Raw genomic sequence first — 16,781 nt, 5'->3', positions numbered from 1 at the left:
GCTCCCGCCGGGGCCACGACTCCATCGTTCAGTGCCCTACGGGTTGACCACAACCCGGTCGCCTGCCTTCACCCCCTCGACCTCGGCACCCACCTCGACGACCTCACCGGCCGGCTCGTGCCCCGGCGCCACGGGGGGGGAAGATGCCGCCCCGAGGTGAGCGGGGGCAGGTATGCCGCCCATGTGCAGGAACGACACGTCGGTGCCGCAGATGCCGCAGGCGCGGATCCTCACCACGCGTCGCGCGGACCGGAGGCCGGGCGGTCCACCTCCAGGAGCTCGCCGCTGTTCGGGGTGGTGCCGGTGTAAAGGGACCTCGTGTTGACGGTGAGGCTCCCTTTCGGTGAATGCAGGGGTGGTACGAGACGCAGGTGCCGCGGGTATGCCGCCGCAGGGCTCACCGCCCGTGAATCGCTGTTCGAACGAAGAGACGCACGGTCACTTTCCTGTGGGCACCGGCCACGCACGAGACCGGCACCGGCCCCGAGCATCACGACGAGCCCGCCGTAAGTGACCACGTCCTGCCAGGTGCCCCCGCACACGGCCCCGGCCCCGAACCAGGCGCTGACGCCGGCCGCGAACAGGATCCACAGCGCCAGCGACGCCACGAACGACCTCAACGTTCTTCTCCTTCGCCCGAACGGGAACTGCCGGGCTCCTTCTGAAGAGCTCTCGACCTTCTGGGTTCCACCGTCTCCCGAAGCTTGCGCCCGAGCGAGGGAGCGCACTCCCGACCGAAGGGTGTAGCGAGTTACACCATGAGCCTGGTCCTTTCCCTAGCCGAGTGGTGCGGTGGAACGCAGGATGTTCAGCAGATCCCTCACGAGCGATGAAGGACACTGGTCTCCGGTCCAGGACCAGACGCTCTGGCCGCCGGCGTCGTGGGCCCGCCCGATGCTCTGCTCCAGCAGCCGGGTGAAGTGCAGTGTCGTCCGGTCGCGCCCCCGCAGCACGACGTTGCCGCCATGGACGAACAAGGGGTTGTCCAGGACGTAGCGACCCTTGCCCAGCTTCAGTACGCCCTCGCCGCGCGCTCCCAGGTGGTCCAGCGCCGTCTTCTGCAGGATGCCGCTGACGTCCCGTGACTCACCGGGGGCGAATACCGAGGTCCGCGGCGGAAACGACGCGCGAATGTGCAGCACGAGCGCTCTTGGCACCACGCCGATAACCGGCTCTACGCCAGTCACCGAGAAGGGGATGCGACGACGGGGCCTGCGCCCAGGCGGTGATCACTTCCCGGATTGCCCCCGGCATTCCTGTTCGCTCCGGCTGCGCGGGAACGGTCGCGCGGGGATGCCGCGCCAGCAGGCGCTGGAAGCGCGGCCGTGGCCCCCGCCGCCCCGAACACCGCTCCGACGAGGGCCCGGCGCCTGCCTTGCCGGTGCCACCCCAACCACTCCAACCCGTTCCGTTCCAGGTATCACGGGGCGCGCTTCGTCGGACACGTAGCCTCCCTGAGCGAGGGCTTGGACGGGGCTACAGACATAGCTGAGGGTTCGAAATTTCGAAACATGTTCGAAATGGCGGCGAGACCCGAGTGGCACGTATCGAGCGGCGTCGAGAGACCGTAGCCCCTTGCTACTGGATCCCGCTCCGCATGGTCGAAGCCCCCACATCACATGTTCCGGATATCTGAGGCCTGCGTGATTCACCTTTGCAAGGACACGACATGCGCACATAGCCCTGGTCGCCGGATGCCAACAGAGACATAACTATCGAAACTGCTCGCCTGCTGGGCGAGCGCGGGCTGATCGTCCCGGTCGACCAAGGGGGCGAGACGCTCGGACACAAAGCCGAGCAAGCACTGCGCGACGGCGGCGCCGACGCAACGTTCGTCCACCTCGACGTGACCGACGGCGCCTCCATCGAGCAGGCCGCGGTCCGGGCGAAGACCGCATACGACCGTTTCGACGTCCCGGTCAACAACGCCAGCGTCACCGGCGGCGAGGCCAACACCGTGCCGAGCAGGACCAGCCGGCAGGAAAAACGGTGAGGTGCGCCGTGCATCGGCCCCGGGGCCGACGATGTCGACCTGCGTCCACGCCCCGCCCACCGGCCGTCGGCGATCACGTACTCAGGAGACAGGATGCGGGCCCGCTGTTACGGATGCGTTCCGGACTCTTGACGACAATCGTATGACTGCGTAGACATGACACCGCAGTCAGCAAGTGGGCGCTGACTGGTTCGGCTCTGTCGTTCGGTCATCTGGAGACGCCATGGAGCGAGGTAAGGCAAGGGGCGGGAGCTCTGCTGCGCCGCGCAGCGTTGACGTCGCCCGACTGGCGGGGGTTTCGCAGAAGACGGTGTCGCGAGTCCTCAACGACGAGCCGTACGTCTCCACCGACGTACGCCGACGCGTTCTCGAAGCCGCCGAGGAACTCGGTTACCGGCGCAACAACGCCGCCCGGGCCCTGGCGTCCGGGCGGACCCGCTCGATCGGCGTGGTGACGCTCGGCACGGCCCTGTACGGACCCGCGTCGCTGCTCATGGGTGTCGAGCGCGTCGTCCGTGACACGGGTTATGCACTCCGCGTCGTCAACACGATGGAAGGAGACCCGGCTGGCCTCGCCGGTGCCGTGAGCTCGCTCCTCGACCAGGGCGTGGACGGCATCGTCATATCCGAACCGATCGACGACGAGCAAAGCGGCGACGAAACCCTCCGTGTCGATGTGCCGGTCCTCGTCCTGGGTGCGCCGCCGCCCGTCACCGCGCCCACGGTGCTGACCGCGGGGGACGGTGCCGACCTGATGGCCCGGGCGGCCACCGAACATCTGCTAGAGCTCGGGCATGCGACGGTCCATCATCTCGCCGGTCCGCAGCGGTGGTACGCGGCCCGGGACCGCCAGGAGGGATGGCGAGCAACGCTCACCGACCATGGCAGGGATGTACCCCAAGTTGTCGAGGGCGACTGGTCGGCCGCATCCGGGTACCGGGCCGGCCGCGAGCTGGCCGGGGACGGTGACCTCACCGCGGTCTTCGCCGCCAACGACGACATGGCGATCGGGCTGATCCGCGCGCTGACCGAGGCTGGACGGCGGGTACCGGAGGACGTGAGTGTCGTCGGCTTCGACGACATTCCCGTCGCCGGCTACGTCACTCCTCCCCTCACCACGGTCCGGCAACCGTTCGACTCGGTGGCACAGGAAGGGCTCAAGCGTCTGGTGCATGCCATCGAGAACCCGACCGCGGACGCTTTACCGTCGAGCGGCCCGGTGGTCGACCTCGTCGTCCGCGCCTCGACCGCGCCTCCGGCAATCCGCAAGACCCCGGCTCATCGACGTAGCACTGCCTCCCGATCCCAAGGAGACGCACCCGGTCCACACCTTTAGATCCAAGACCCCGCACCGTCGCTGAACGCGCCCGATCACCCCGGAGAGCGATCCCCCACAGCGGGCGCGCGACCCCGTGACAAGCCGCGCGCGTCGCGCCCCTCACGATTTCCCTTCGCAGAGCGGTACCCGAGTCGATTCCTGATCCGCCTCTGCGTCATCGCCATCCCGTATTTCCGGCAGCGGCCTCTCCACCTTCTCAGCAGGCGGGAGGCCCGCCGCCCACGATCCACGAGGACCCGCATCCGACCGCGTCGGCGTTCGAGCCCCGGTCATCGCGTCCGTCCTTCCTCCATCATGTCCCGGCGCGCCCCGGTGAGGCGTGCCGCCATCTTCGCCATCGGCGGGAGTTCACCATGCGCAGATCCCCTTTCACAGCCAGCTCTTCCTCGATCAGCCGTCGGCTCTTCCTCACCACCACGGGAGCCCTTTCACTGGGAGCCGCGCTCACGGCCTGCGGCGGCGCTTCGGGGGGTTCCTCCGGTTCCGGCTCCGCCAAGCCGGTCAGCCAGGCCGACATCGACAAGGCGATGAAGACGCCCACCGAGCTGACGTTCTGGACCTGGGTCCCGAACATCGACAAGGAAGTGGCGCTCTTCGAGAAGAAGTACCCGGCGATCAAGCTCAAGGTCGTTAACGCTGGCCAGGGCGTCCCGCAGTACACGAAGCTGCGTACGGCGCTCAAGGCGGGCAGCGGCGCCCCGGACATGGTGCAGATCGAATACCAGGCCATCCCCACCTTCACGATCACCGACAGTCTGCTGGACCTGCGGCCGTACGGCGCGTCCGAGCTCAAGGACACGTTCGTCGACTGGACATGGGGCCAGGTCAGCGGCCCGAACGGCGAGGTCTGGGCGATCCCGCAGGACACCGGCCCGATGGGGATGCTGTACCGCAAGGACATCTTCGACAAGCACAGCATCGAAGTGCCTGGCACCTGGGAGGAGTTCGCCGCGGCGGCGCGCAAGCTGCACAAGGCCGACCCAGACGTGTACCTGACCAACCTGGCTGCCAACCAGCCCGCCGCCTGGCACGGCCTGCAGTGGCAGGCGGGCTCCAAGCCCTACGTCACCTCCGGCCAGAGCGACATCACCATCAGCGTCGACGATGCGGCCTCCAAGAAGCTCGGCGAGTACTGGGGCGGGCTCGCGAGGGAGGGTGTCATCGGCACCGAACCCGACTTCACCGACGCCTGGTACGCGGCGCTCAACAAGGGCAAGTACGCCACCTGGCTCACCGCGGCCTGGGGCCCCGCCTTCCTCTCCGGCTCCGCCAAGGCCACCGCCGGCAAGTGGCGGGCCGCCCCGCTGCCGCAGTGGGACGCCGCCAAGCCCAGCTCCGGCAACTGGGGCGGTTCCACCACCGCCGTCATCCGTTCCACCAAGAACCCGATCGCGGCGGCGATGTTCGCGCAGTTCCTCAACAGCGATCCGGACAGCGCCAAGATGTTCGCCACCGAGCAGTTCTTCTTCCCGGCCACCAAGGCCCTGCTCGCGGACGCGAGTTTCACCGGCGACGCGCCTGCCTTCTACGGCGGCCAGAAGGTCAACCAGGTCTTCGCCGACATCAGCACCACGGTTTCCACGTCCTTCCAGTGGCCGCCCTTCCTCGACCAGGCGGCGACCGACTGGACGGAGACCGTCGGCAAGTCGCTCGCCGACCGCACCGACACCGTCCGGGCGCTCGGCACCTGGCAGTCGCGACTGACCACGTACGCCAAGAACCAGGGCTTCACCGTCAAGACCTCGTGACAGTCATGCCAGGTCCCGCGCGGGAGCGTGGGACCCACCGTCCCACCAGCACAGTCCCATCGTCAGAAGGACCGATGATGACCGCAACAACCGCGGCCTCCCGCAAGGGCCGGCGCCGGGACGGGCCGGCACGCCCCCGGCGAGGCGGCACAGGCCACCGCCGGTCGGCAGGGCCGTTGTTCGTCGCACCCTTCATGGTGCTGTTCCTCCTGCTCTTCCTCGCTCCTCTCGGCTACGCCGCCTATCTCAGTCTCTTCCAGGAACGCCTGGTCGGGGGGACGGTCTTCGTCGGCCTCGACAACTACGCCCAGGCTCTGAGCGACCCCCAGTTCCTCCACGGAGTCAGCCGCGTCGCGCTGTTCTTCGTGATCCAGGTCCCCGTGATGCTGCTGCTGGCGTTGCTGTTCGCCCTCGCGCTCGACAGCGGCCTGCTGCGGCTCGCCCGGGTGATCCGCCTCGGCATCTTCGTCCCGTACGCCGTGCCGAGCGTGGTCGCGGCGCTGATGTGGGGCTATCTGTACGGCCCCGACTTCGGTCCGTTCGCCCAGCTGAGCCGGAAGCTGGACCTGCCGGCCCCGGACTTCCTCAGTGAAGGCTGGATGCTCGGCAGCCTGGCGAACATCGTGAGCTGGGAGTTCGTCGGCTACAACATGATCATCCTGTACGCCGCCCTGCGCACGATCCCGCAGGAGCTGTACGAAGCGGCCGCGATGGACGGCGCCGGCGCCTGGCGCATCGCCTGGTCGGTCAAACTGCCGGCGCTCCGGCCTTCCCTCCTGCTCACCCTGCTGTTCTCGGTGATCGGCAGCTTCCAGCTGTTCAACGAGCCGAACCTGCTGATGAAGATCGCCCCGGACGTCATCAGCAGCTCCTACACCGCCAACCTCTACGCCTACTCCCTCGCCTTCACCGGCCAGCAGGTCAACTACGCGGCCACGGTGTCCTTCCTCCTCGGCCTCGTCATCGTCGTCGCCTCCTACGCCGTCCTGCTCACCGCGAGCCGCAGGAGGACTCCATGACGACCACTACTCCCACGGCCCCGGTCACGAAGGCGGCCGAGCCGGCTCCCCCGGCTTCCCCGAAGAGGCGCGGCCCCCGAGCTCGCCGCAGCACCCCGCTGACGATCGCCATGCTGGCCGCCCTGGCCTACTTCCTCCTCCCGCTGTTCTGGCTGCTCGTCGCGTCCACCAAGAGCACTCAGGACCTGTTCAACAGCTTCGGCCTGTGGTTCTCGGACGCTCCGCAACTGCTGACGAACATCAAGGCGACCTTCACCCAGGACGACGGCGTCTTCCTGCGCTGGCTGCTCAACACCGCCGTGTACGCGGGCGTGAGCGCTGTCGGCGCCTCCCTCCTCGCGGCCGCCGGCGGCTACGGGTTCGCCAAGTTCCGATTCCGCGGGGACCGGTTGGCCTTCAACCTGGTGCTGGGCGCCGTCATGGTCCCGGCCACCGCCCTGGCCATCCCGACCTACCTGCTCTTCGCGAAGGCCGGCCTGGTCAACACTCCCTGGGCGATCATCCTGCCCTCCCTCGTCAACCCGTTCGGCCTCTACCTCATGCGCGTCTACGCGCAGGACGCCGTCCCGGACAGCATCCTGGAGGCGGCCCGCATCGACGGCGCCGGCGAGGCGCGGATCTTCTTCCGGATCGTTCTGAGACTGCTGGGCCCCGGCCTGGTGACCGTCCTGCTGTTCACGCTCGTGGCGACCTGGAACAACTACTTCCTGCCGCTGATCATGCTCAACAACCCCGATCTGTATCCGATCACGGTCGGCCTGTCCTCGTGGGCCGCCCAGGCGCAGAACGGCGGGGCCGGCGCCAGCAGCGACATGCTCGCGCTCGTCGTGACCGGCTCCCTGATCTCCATCATCCCGCTCGTCGTCGCCTTCCTCCTGCTCCAGCGCTACTGGCAGAGCGGTCTGGCCAGCGGCAGCGTCAAGCAGTAGCCCGCCTGTCCCTCACCGTTTTCCCGTCTCCCTCTACTGGAGGTTCCCCGTCATGGCGGCCCTGCCTGCCCGTGTCCTCTTCGGCGCCGCGTACTACCACGAGTACACGCCTGCCTACGACCCCGAACTGCGGCCCGAGGAACGGCTGAAGACCGACCTCGACCTCATGGCCGCGGCGAAGTTCACCGTCATCCGGATCGGCGAGTCGGTCTGGTCGACCTGGGAGCCCGAGAACGGCCGCTTCGACCTCGACTGGCTCCAGCCCGTCCTCGACGGCGCCCACGAGCGCGGGATCTCCGTGATCATCGGCACGCCGACGTACGCCGTGCCGCCGTGGCTGGCCCGTCAGTACCCGGAGATCACGGCCGAGCGCCGCACCGGCGAGCCCATCGGCTGGGGCGCCCGCCAGGAGGTCGACTTCACCCACCCCGCCTTCCGGTTCCACGCCGAGCGGATCATCCGCAAGATGGCCGCCCGGTACGCCGACCACCCGGCGGTCATCGGGTGGCAGGTCGATAATGAGCCCGGCCTGCACCTCTTCCACAACCACGGTGTCTTCCAGCGGTTCGTGGACCACCTGCGCGACAAGTACGGCGACGTCGAGACCCTCAACCGCGAGTGGGGCCTGGTCTACTGGTCGCACCGGCTGTCCACCTGGGCCGACCTGTGGACGCCGGACGGCAACGAGCAGCCCCAGTACGACGTCGCCTGGCGGGAGTTCCAGGCGCGCCAGGTCACCGAGTTCATCGGCTGGCAGGCGGACATCGTGCGCGAGTATGCCCGCCCCGAGCACTTCGTCACCACCTGCATCTCCTACACCCGTCAGGGCGTGGCGGACGACGAGCTGTCGGCCCGGCTCGACATCGCCTCCGGCAACCCGTACTACGACATGCAGGACGGCCTCCTGCTCCCCGACCCCACCCCGGACGGCCACGAGCAGATCTGGAAGACCACCGGGGTGTGGTCCATGTACCAGACCGCCGACTGGATGTTCTCTTCCCGCCAGGAACCGTTCCTGGTCACCGAGACCAACGCGAACTCCATCGGCTTCTGCTGGGACAACCGCCCCGGGTACGACGGCCAATGGCGCCAGGCCGCGTGGGCGCACGTTGCGCGCGGCGCCCGGATGATCGAGTACTGGCAGTGGCAGACACTGCGCTTCGGCGCGGAGACCTACTGGGGCGGCGTCCTCCCGCACAGCGGACAGCCCGGCCGCACCTACGCCGAACTGGCCCTTCTGGGAGCCGAGTTCGACAAGGCGGGCCCGCTCGTCGCCGGGATCGAGCCGGACGCCGACATCGCGATGGTCTACTCGATGCCCAGCAAGTGGCTGATGCAGAAGTACCCGCCCCTGGCCACCGCCGACGGCGAACCGGACCCGGCCGCCTACCACCGGATCTTCGACCCGTTCTACCGCGGCGCCTTCGACGCAGGGCGCCAGGTACGCATCGTCCACGCCCGGCAACTGCACGACCCGCGCGGCGAGCGCCAGGGGATGACACCCGAGGAGGCCGTACAGCGCCACCCCGTCCTCGTCGCCCCGGCCCTGTATGTCGTCGACGACTCGCTGCTGGACTGGCTGGAAGCCTATGCCCGTGCGGGCGGCCACCTGGTCCTCGGCCCGCGCACCGGCTACGCGGACCACGAGGCCCGCGCCCGCCACGAGCCGACACCAGGTCGTCTGGCCCCCGCCGCGGGCGTCCGGTACGACGAGTTCAGCAACCTGACGCGGGACGTCCCGGTCCGTGCCGCGCCCGGCGGCTCGCTCGAGGTGCCCGCGGACGCCACGGCGACACAGTGGATCGAGGGCCTCTCGGTCGATGACGCCGACGTCCTCGCCGGCTATGACCACCCGCACTTCGGGCACTGGCCCGCGATCACCACCCGCCGCCACGGCGAAGGGCGCGTCACCTGCGTCGGCACGGTGCCCGGCCGGGGCCTCGCCCGGACGCTGGCCGAGTGGCTGGCCCCGGCCGCGAGCAGCGGATGGCACGACCTCCCCGAGACCGTCACCGCGACGACCGGCACGTCATCCCACGGGCGCCGTGTCCACATCGTCCACAACTGGAGCTGGGAACCCGCCCGGGTGCCGGCGCCGGTGGACCTCTCGGACGTCCTGAACGGCATGCCCATCCCGACCGGCACAGCACTGGACCTCGGCCCCTGGGACGTCCGAGTTCTGGTCTCTGCCTGAACCGAAGCCGGCACCGACCCGACGACGTCGGTCGGTAGCCGACCACCCTTGAGCCCGCCCTCGCGGGCATCGCCATGCAGCATCCCCAGAGGAGGAGCCGTGAAAAGAAGAGCGTTCGGGAAAAGAAGACGGGCAAAGGTGCTGACGGGCATCTTCGCGGCAACCGCGTTCATGGCGATGCCCATGACGGGCGCGCAGGCGTACAACCCGACGGGCGGGACCCTGTACCAGCTTGGCAACGAGCCCTGTCTGAAGGGGCGGGGCAACTGCGCGGTCTACCCGAAGTCGGCGCAGTTGCCGAGCGGACGTCTGGTCGCGTCGTTCGAGAAGTCCACCGTCGTGACGGAGACGGGCAGCGCCGACAAGCAGACCCTCCCGGTCTACAAGAGCGACGACGACGGAACGACATGGCAGCCGCTGTCGGAGGTCAAGGCTCCGGCGTACATCTCCAGCGACCCCAAGTACGCCAAGTACACGAGCAACTGGACCAACCCCTACCTCTACACGCTCCCCCAGGACGTGGGTGATCTGAAGCAGGGCACGCTGCTTCTCGCGAGTGTCGTCTCGGGCGACGACTTCTATTACAAGGAGCACAAGGCGGCCGACCCCAACTGGACGCCGACCAACGACGGTGACCGCAAGGACCTGGCGATCGCCCTGTACTCCAGCACCGACGAAGGCGCCACCTGGAAGATCCTCAACATCGTCGCGACCGGCGGCTGGCAGGGCGGCAGCGCGGGCGCGGTCGGCCAGAACATCGCGAACGCCAACACGAACCAGCAGGTGGACCCCCTCTGGGAGCCGTACCTGATGGTCTACAAGGGCCGGCTCGTCTGCTACTACTCCGACGAGAACGACTACACCGGATTCGACCCCAACACCGGCGTTCCCACCCTGGACCCGGCCAACGACACCGCCACCGACTCCGAGGGGCAGATCCTCGTCCACAAGACCTGGAACGGCCGCAACGCGCAGTGGAGTGACCCCGTCGTCGACATCGCGGGACTGACCCAGGACATGGGCGGCGGCAAGAAGGAGATCGGTGGCGGCCGGCCGGGCATGACGAACGTCGTCCGGACCACGGACGGCAAGTGGATGATCACCTACGAGTACTGGGGCGGCGGGGCCAACACCCGCTTCCGGATCGCCGACAACCCGCTGGAGTTCTTCCGCGGCTCTCCGACCGGTGACGGGGTCAACACACTGCCGGTCGACACCGGTTCCCGCGCTCTCGCGGCGGGCGGCAGCCCGGTGCTCATCAAGCTCCCCGGCGGGCGGCTGGTCTACAACGCGGCCGGCAGCGGCAACGTCTGGGTCAACGACAGCGGACGCAGCGACGGCACATGGAAGGAGTACCAGACGACCTCGCAGGCCGGCTACAGCCGCAACCTGCAGTACGTCGAGGGCACCGGCCGTATCTCGATCCTGAACAATCAGGGCACCTCCACGCTCAGATTCGCCGAAGTCGACCTCGGGCACACCGCCGGCACCTACTACCAGCTCGTCAACCGCAAGACCGACCAGGTCATCGGCACCGGGAACAAGACCAACGACGCCAACATCGGCAACGGCGACGTCCCCGACGTCCGGCTGGAGGCACCGGGGTCGGCGGCCAACGCGGACACCCAGTACTGGCACGTGACGACCGAGCAGAACGGTGGCGTGAGCCTGCTCAACAAGTCGGGCGGTCGCACGGCGGCCATCTGGACGGGCAACGCCACGGCCGGCCAGAAGATCGGCCAGTGGGTCGACAACAGCTCCACCGGCAGCTGGAACCTGGTCAAGACCAGCGACGGCTTCTACCGACTGCAGTCCGTCAAGAACACCAGCCTGTACCTGACCGGAGCGACCGCCGGAGCGCAACTCACTCTGCAGACCGCGACCACGGACGGTTCCCAGGACTGGGAACTCGTTCAGTAAGCCGGGTACCACTGCTGAAGTCGGGTGACCCCAAGGCCTGACGAGCGGACGACAGGCGCACAGGCGACGCCGCTGGGCACGACCCAGTCGGCGTCGCCTGCAGGCCGTGTGGACACCACACCCCGTACCAACAGAGCGCCGGTATGCCCTGCCTGCCAACCTGAGGGTTGGACAGAGCGGACACCGTGACGTGCTTCGGCCGCCCTCAGGTCATGACGGGCGCCTGATTGGATCAGTGCGTGGATGAGGCAATCGAGTGGAGCGACCGCTGCCTCATGGATGGCGGCGCCCTTGAGCAGGGGTTTCGTGTGTCGCGAGAGGCCAGCGTGGTTCCGGGCGTGCTCTGGCTACCGCCTTCCCCTCTCTCTTCGCCACCGCCTCTCGTCCTGCTGGGGCACGGGGGTAGCGGGCACAAGCGAAGCGAACGAATCGGTAGCCTGGCTCGCTGGTTTGCGTCCCATGCCGGCCTTGCCGCCCTCGCGATCGACGGACCGCACCATGGCGATCGAGTGCCCACTCCGCTCTCTGCCGCGGAATACCAAGCCCGCATCGCCGAAGAGGGGATCGACGTCGTCCTCGATCGCATGGCGGACGACTGGCAGGTGACAGTGGACGCGCTGGGGGCCCTGGGCATCGTCGACGCTGGAAACCTCGCTTACCTGGGCATGTCCATGGGGGCACGGTTCGGCATCCCCTTCGCGGCCGCCGTCGGCGGCCGGCTCCGCTGTGCGGTGCTCGGCAAGTTCGGCCTCTGGCAGGGACCGGCCCTGCACAAAGGACTGGAAGCGACAGAGCGCATCGCGATGGACGTCCGCCGGATCACCGCCCCAACCCTGTTTCACGTCCAATGGCACGATGAGATCTTTCCCAGGGACGGCCAGTTGGCCCTCTTCGACGCATTGGGGTCACCGGACAAGCAACTGATCGGCTACACCGGTCCCCACACGGAAACAAAGTCCGTCGCCACGGCTCTTTGGCGCGACTTCGTTTCCCGTCACCTGGCAACTCACTCCAGTCGGTGAGCCGGCGGTAGCAGATAAGGGGGCAGGCGATGCTGGTGAAGGCCAGGAAGTGGTCCGATTTGCGCCCCTGTCCGCCGACCGCCGAGGTCCACCGTGGTGCACGAGCGGGTGAGTCCATGGTGTAGCGGACTACACCATGGGTTCGGGAGGCCGGTACCTCGTGTCAGCGGGCGGGCGACGGGATCGTGGTCTCAGAGATCGCAGCCGATCGTCACCGCAGTGTGTCCCACCTCCCCGACCGAAGGGCAGTCCCGTGAAGTCGTCGTCCGCCACCTTGAGGTCATTCGTCGCCGCCCTGCTGCTCTGGTCACTCTTCGTGGGCGGCCTCGCAGCAAGTTCCGCATCCGGCGCCGTGCTCGACGGCACGGCGAAGGACGTGGCCACCTACGCCGGTATCGCCGTCTCGCTCGTGGCGGGCTCGCGCATCGCGAAGAAGCCGAGGATCAAGGCGTTCCTGTCGATGTCGCCGGTGCTGTGGTTCCTGTTCCTGTTCAACGGCGGTGTGGCCGTCGTCTGTTGCTTCACGATGGACGGAGCGAAGGGCATCACGGCCGCAGTCGGGATGGGCCTGGTCTCACTGGGTGCGGCGGGCGGCCTCGTCTCGAACTACCGGAAGCGGGCCGACGCCGTGGAAGGGCGTGCGGCCTGATCCGTCGATCCGCCGAAGGACGGCACACGGCTTGGCCGTCCCCTCTCTCCAGAACGCCCCCTCGTCAGAAAAGGCTCCCTCCATGACCTCGAACCGCCGCCTCGGCCGGCGTGGCGCCGCCGTTGCCACCGCTGTGGCCGCCGTCGTACTGACCGCCGGACTCGCCACCGGCTGCGACGACGTGAACGGCTCGGATCTGAACAGATCGCTGGACTGCCTCCAGAACGCCGGAAGGATCGCCGACAGTCTCAGGGCGATCCACAAGGCCGGTCTGGACGCGGCGAAAGACCCCGCGCAGACCGAGGAGTCCATCGACACCATCGAGCAGAACCTCGACAAGATCGACGACGAGACGGACGACGACAAGGTCGCAAAGGCCGTCGACGACCTCAGGGACGCGATCGCCGACTACAACGAGGCCATCCTGAACGGCGACACCGACCCGGACTCCAGCGACATCGACGCCGCGGCCGACGCGCTCGGGGACGTCTGCACGCCACAGTGAGGTCGGCGTCATGCGGACACGGGACGCCTGGGGGGCACGCGTTCCTCGCTGTACCGCTGTGCCCATGGACAGGACTGCCACGATGATCACCACTTTGCTGCGGCGATTCCGTGACCACCCTCGCGCTGCCGACGCGGCCGTCGCCGCCGCGGTCTTCGCCTGTTGCGTCCCCGGCAGTGTGATCACTCTGCCGGGGAGCCCCCTGGAAGTCCCGTACTGGCCAGGGATGCTGTTGACCGGCATCTCCTGCACCGCGCTGCTGCTGCGTCGCCGCCGTCCCCGTGTCACGGCGGCGGTGGCCGCCCTCTGCGCCACGATCATGGCCGCGCTCGGTCACGTTCTCACCGTCATGCTGCTGGGACCGCTCATGGTCGCGCTGTACTCGCTGGCCGTGCGTACCGACCGGAAGACGGCCAACACCTTCACCTTCACCGGCATCGCGGTGCTCGTGATCACGGCGCTGCTCTCCGGCCCCGTCGGCGACCCGCTGGTCCTCACAGTGATCGGCCCCGTCGCCTGGCTGTTGCTGCCCACCTCGCTCGGCACCGCGTACCGGCTGCGCACGGCGTATCTGGAGGCCGTCGAGGCACGAGCGGCGCACGCGGAACGCACCCGAGAGCAGGAAGCGCGCGAGCGTGTTACCGAGGAGCGCCTGCGCATCGCCCGTGACCTGCACGACGTCGTCGCCCACCACCTCGTCCTGGCCAACATCCAGGCCGGCGCCGTGGCCCGCTTCCTGAACACCAGTCCCGAGAGGGCCGAGAAGACCGTCACCGAACTCACGGCCACCACCGCCTCGGCCCTGCGCGAACTCAGGGCGACCGTCGGCCTGTTGCGTCACCCGGACGACCCGGACATGCCGCCGCACCCCGCCCCAAGTCTTGATCAACTCCCTGGCCTGACCGCCTCGTTCCGGCCCACCGGGCTCATCGTCAGCCTCACCATCCAGGGAGAGCCACGGGCGCTTTCCGCCGGGGCGGACCTCACGGCGTACCGGATCGTGCAGGAGGCACTCACCAACGTCACCAAGCACGCCACCGCCCGTACGGCCGAGGTACGGCTCAGCTACGCCCACGACCGGCTGGTCATCGCCGTCATCAACGGCGGAGGCACGGCATCGGGCGGCTCGGTCTCTCTGCGCGGCGGCTACGGGCTCATCGGCATGCGAGAACGCGCCCACTCCGCCGGAGGCCGACTCCGCGCGGGTCATCGGCCGGAGGGCGGTTTCGAAGTCGTCGCCGAACTGCCGCTCGGCCCGTTCCCTCTCGAAGACAGTGCGGCGAAGGAGACCACGGCCGGATGACCCGCTGCACCTGCGGCCCACCCGCTGCGGCACGATCACGTCCCCTTCACCCGGCCCGTGGCCTTGTCACCGTGGGCATGCGTCCAGCGGTAGGCAAAGGCGGCCATGCGCCATCTGGTCACGGCCGAGGCACCGGCTTCCGGCCTGTACCGAGTTCAGGGGTGACCTCGAAGATCTCGGTCGGGTAGCCCTGGGAGGCGATGAGGGTGAGCTCGCTGCGCAGCAGCCCGCCGAGGTCGATCTCGTAGCCCTTCTTCTGTACGGCGCCATGACCAGCTGGGCACCCACACACTTGGCGTTTGCCACCACGGTGCTGAAGACCACCGCGACGCCGACATCGTGGAGGTGGATGTCAGTGTCCGGGCCGGGGCCGCCGAGGGCGTTGGCGGCCTGCCCATGCAGCTCGGTCAGGCTGGCTGTGACGTCCTCCTCCGCGGAGTTGACGCCATGCCCCTGTCTTCCGTCGGGAGCCGTCGGCCGTCGGGGCGGGCGGGCGCTCTCGCGGTCCGGCCCGGTGCTGCGGTCGGATCAGCGAGGTCACCGAGGGAAGGGCCTTCGGGGCAGCCAATAGCTATGACTCCCGGCGGCAGTTGGCCGCGGAACGCGGGGCGGATGAGGAGCCGGTCGACTCGTGGTGTAGCAGACTCCACCACGGGTTCGGGAGTCTGCTCCCTCGTGACGGCGAGCCGGTACCGGGATCGTTGACGGCGTAGGGATCACAACTCCCGACTTCGGCCAGCACGCCGTGTGACCTGGTTCACGACAGCTGAACGGCAGCAAACCGACCGGAAGTTGTCAGAGCAATGCGTTTCCCTACTCACGGTCGAGATCTTCGACCGCTGTGTCTCCGGATTCCGGCGTGCCATTTTCCGGCCGGACTCCTCCACCCCCACGTCATCGAGGAGATGCCATGTCCGATGCCCTGTCCTGCCCCGTCACCGGCGCGGCCGAACCGTTGCCGGAGTATCCGCTGCCGCGGGCGGCCGAGTGCCCGCTGGCTCCGGCCCCGGCCGCGCAGCAGCTGCAGGCCGAGAAGCCCCTGACGCGGGTGCGGATCTGGAACGGCACCACACCGTGGCTGGTCACCCGGCACGCCGACCAGCGCGCCCTGCTGCCTGACCCCCGCGTCAGCGACGACGACCTCGACCCCGGTTTCCCCTACGTCAACGCGCACCGTGCGGACATCGCGCCGGTGACCCCGCGGCTGATCACGAACACCGACGCGCCGGAGCACACGCGGCTGCGTCGGACCGTCAACGGGCCGTTCGTGGTCAAGCGGATCGAGACGATGCGGGCGCCGGTCCAGCGAATCGTCGACGACCTCATCGACCGGATGCTGGCCGGACCGAATCCGGCCGATCTGCTCACCGCCTTCGCGTTGCCGGTGCCCTCGCTGGTCATCGCCGAGCTGCTCGGAGTGCCGTACGAGGACCACGACTTCTTCCAGCGCAGCAGCAGCCTGGTGCTGGACAGCACGGTGGCGCCGGAGGAAGCCAGGAAGGCCAGCGGCGCCCTGGCCGCCTACCTGGACAACCTGCTCAAACTGAAGACGGCTGACCCGGGCGAGGACGTGCTGTCGGAGATGGCGGGCCGAGTCCAGGCCGGCGAGATGACGCACACCGAGGCCGTCCACATGGGCGTGGCGATGCTCATCGCCGGCCACGAGACCACGGCGACGATGATCAGCCTCGGTACCCTCGCGCTGCTCCAGCACCCCGACCAGCTCGCCCTGCTGCGGGAGACCGACGACCCGAAGCTCATCGCCAACGCGGTCGACGAGGTGCTGCGCTACCTGACCATCGTCCAGACCGGCGTGCGCAGGGTCGCCAAGGACGACATCGAGATCGGCGACGTCGTCATCCGCAAGGGCGACGGCATCATCTTCGACCTGCACGCCGCGAACTGGGACCCGGAGGTCTTCCCCGAGGCCGAACGGCTCGACATCACCCGCCCGGCCCGTGTCCACCAGGCGTTCGGCTACGGCCCCCACCAGTGCCTGGGCCAGAACCTGGCCCGCCTGGAACTCCAGGTCGTCTACGGCACCCTCTACCGCCGCATCCCCACGCTGCGCCTGGCCGCCGACATCGCAGACCTGGAATTCGACCACACCGGGACCACCTACGGCGTGCACAGCATGCCCGTGGCCTGGTGACCCCCCTC

Annotated in this window: 15 protein-coding genes; 12 read left to right on the top strand and 3 right to left on the bottom strand. The window is 68.5% G+C overall.

Going from position 1 to position 16,781, the window contains the following annotated elements; all coding sequences use genetic code 11:
* Positions 1 to 36: 36 nt before the first annotated feature.
* The gene (locus tag ABZ016_RS23690; RefSeq protein ID WP_356918652.1) at positions 37 to 183 is read right to left on the bottom strand and encodes an alcohol dehydrogenase catalytic domain-containing protein; all 147 of its coding nucleotides are present in this window, start codon (positions 181 to 183) and stop codon (positions 37 to 39) included.
* Between the two features lie 593 nt (positions 184 to 776).
* Positions 777 to 1,142: a hypothetical protein gene (locus ABZ016_RS23685; RefSeq protein ID WP_356918644.1), complete on the bottom strand. Its 366-nt coding sequence runs from the start codon at positions 1,140 to 1,142 to the stop codon at positions 777 to 779.
* 566 nt (positions 1,143 to 1,708) lie between these two features.
* Here ABZ016_RS23685 and ABZ016_RS23680 point away from each other — a divergent pair.
* The 11 genes from ABZ016_RS23680 to ABZ016_RS23630 all read left to right on the top strand — a co-directional run bounded on the left by ABZ016_RS23680 (position 1,709) and on the right by ABZ016_RS23630 (position 14,621).
* Positions 1,709 to 1,993 (top strand): SDR family NAD(P)-dependent oxidoreductase, encoded by a 285-nt coding sequence (locus tag ABZ016_RS23680; protein ID WP_356918651.1) that lies wholly within the window; start codon positions 1,709 to 1,711, stop codon positions 1,991 to 1,993.
* A gap of 223 nt (positions 1,994 to 2,216) precedes the next feature.
* Complete coding sequence (locus tag ABZ016_RS23675; RefSeq protein ID WP_356918643.1) at positions 2,217 to 3,329, top strand: LacI family DNA-binding transcriptional regulator; 1,113 nt, start codon at positions 2,217 to 2,219, stop codon at positions 3,327 to 3,329.
* Positions 3,330 to 3,685: 356 nt separating this feature from the next.
* Complete coding sequence (locus tag ABZ016_RS23670; protein ID WP_356918642.1) at positions 3,686 to 5,080, top strand: extracellular solute-binding protein; 1,395 nt, start codon at positions 3,686 to 3,688, stop codon at positions 5,078 to 5,080.
* A gap of 194 nt (positions 5,081 to 5,274) precedes the next feature.
* Positions 5,275 to 6,099: a sugar ABC transporter permease gene (locus ABZ016_RS23665; RefSeq protein WP_356918650.1), complete on the top strand. Its 825-nt coding sequence runs from the start codon at positions 5,275 to 5,277 to the stop codon at positions 6,097 to 6,099.
* Entirely contained in the window at positions 6,096 to 7,028 is a 933-nt protein-coding gene (locus ABZ016_RS23660; protein ID WP_356918641.1) for a carbohydrate ABC transporter permease, read from the top strand. Before ABZ016_RS23665 ends, ABZ016_RS23660 begins: the two co-directional genes overlap by 4 nt.
* Positions 7,029 to 7,080: 52 nt before the next feature.
* Complete coding sequence (locus tag ABZ016_RS23655; RefSeq protein WP_356918640.1) at positions 7,081 to 9,222, top strand: beta-galactosidase; 2,142 nt, start codon at positions 7,081 to 7,083, stop codon at positions 9,220 to 9,222.
* Positions 9,223 to 9,405: 183 nt separating this feature from the next.
* Positions 9,406 to 11,142 carry an RICIN domain-containing protein gene (locus ABZ016_RS23650; protein WP_356918649.1) on the top strand — a complete coding sequence of 579 codons (1,737 nt, stop codon included), beginning with the start codon at positions 9,406 to 9,408 and terminating at the stop codon, positions 11,140 to 11,142.
* 239 nt (positions 11,143 to 11,381) lie between these two features.
* Complete coding sequence (locus tag ABZ016_RS23645; RefSeq protein ID WP_356918639.1) at positions 11,382 to 12,164, top strand: alpha/beta hydrolase; 783 nt, start codon at positions 11,382 to 11,384, stop codon at positions 12,162 to 12,164.
* 253 nt (positions 12,165 to 12,417) lie between these two features.
* Positions 12,418 to 12,813, top strand: a complete 396-nt coding sequence (locus tag ABZ016_RS23640; protein ID WP_356918638.1) for a hypothetical protein — start codon at positions 12,418 to 12,420, stop codon at positions 12,811 to 12,813.
* An 82-nt stretch (positions 12,814 to 12,895) separates the two neighbouring features.
* Complete coding sequence (locus ABZ016_RS23635; protein WP_356918637.1) at positions 12,896 to 13,318, top strand: hypothetical protein; 423 nt, start codon at positions 12,896 to 12,898, stop codon at positions 13,316 to 13,318.
* Between the two features lie 64 nt (positions 13,319 to 13,382).
* Complete coding sequence (locus ABZ016_RS23630) at positions 13,383 to 14,621, top strand: sensor histidine kinase (RefSeq protein ID WP_356918636.1); 1,239 nt, start codon at positions 13,383 to 13,385, stop codon at positions 14,619 to 14,621.
* Between the two features lie 118 nt (positions 14,622 to 14,739).
* On the opposite strand, the gene ABZ016_RS23625 is transcribed toward ABZ016_RS23630, so the two are convergent.
* The gene (locus tag ABZ016_RS23625) at positions 14,740 to 14,913 is read right to left on the bottom strand and encodes a hypothetical protein (RefSeq protein WP_356918635.1); all 174 of its coding nucleotides are present in this window, start codon (positions 14,911 to 14,913) and stop codon (positions 14,740 to 14,742) included.
* 618 nt (positions 14,914 to 15,531) lie between these two features.
* Here ABZ016_RS23625 and ABZ016_RS23620 point away from each other — a divergent pair.
* On the top strand, positions 15,532 to 16,773 hold the full coding sequence (locus tag ABZ016_RS23620; protein ID WP_356918634.1) for a cytochrome P450: 1,242 nt from the start codon (positions 15,532 to 15,534) through the stop codon (positions 16,771 to 16,773).
* Positions 16,774 to 16,781 lie beyond the last annotated feature (8 nt).

The sequence above is a fragment of the Streptomyces sp. NPDC006372 genome (assembly GCF_040612515.1).
GTDB lineage: Bacteria > Actinomycetota > Actinomycetes > Streptomycetales > Streptomycetaceae > Streptomyces.
This window is presented reverse-complemented; position numbering and strand designations above follow the sequence as displayed.

Bases quoted from the DNA above. Each gene is read 5' to 3' on its own strand.
- ABZ016_RS23690 (WP_356918652.1), bottom strand. From the start codon at position 183: ATGGGCGGCATACCTGCCCCCGCTCACCTCGGGGCGGCATCTTCCCCC.
- ABZ016_RS23675 (WP_356918643.1), top strand. From the start codon at position 2,217: ATGGAGCGAGGTAAGGCAAGGGGCGGGAGCTCTGCTGCGCCGCGCAGC.
- ABZ016_RS23670 (WP_356918642.1), top strand. From the start codon at position 3,686: ATGCGCAGATCCCCTTTCACAGCCAGCTCTTCCTCGATCAGCCGTCGG.
- ABZ016_RS23665 (WP_356918650.1), top strand. From the start codon at position 5,275: ATGGTGCTGTTCCTCCTGCTCTTCCTCGCTCCTCTCGGCTACGCCGCC.
- ABZ016_RS23660 (WP_356918641.1), top strand. From the start codon at position 6,096: ATGACGACCACTACTCCCACGGCCCCGGTCACGAAGGCGGCCGAGCCG.
- ABZ016_RS23655 (WP_356918640.1), top strand. From the start codon at position 7,081: ATGGCGGCCCTGCCTGCCCGTGTCCTCTTCGGCGCCGCGTACTACCAC.
- ABZ016_RS23650 (WP_356918649.1), top strand. From the start codon at position 9,406: ATGACGGGCGCGCAGGCGTACAACCCGACGGGCGGGACCCTGTACCAG.
- ABZ016_RS23635 (WP_356918637.1), top strand. From the start codon at position 12,896: ATGACCTCGAACCGCCGCCTCGGCCGGCGTGGCGCCGCCGTTGCCACC.
- ABZ016_RS23630 (WP_356918636.1), top strand. From the start codon at position 13,383: ATGGACAGGACTGCCACGATGATCACCACTTTGCTGCGGCGATTCCGT.
- ABZ016_RS23620 (WP_356918634.1), top strand. From the start codon at position 15,532: ATGTCCGATGCCCTGTCCTGCCCCGTCACCGGCGCGGCCGAACCGTTG.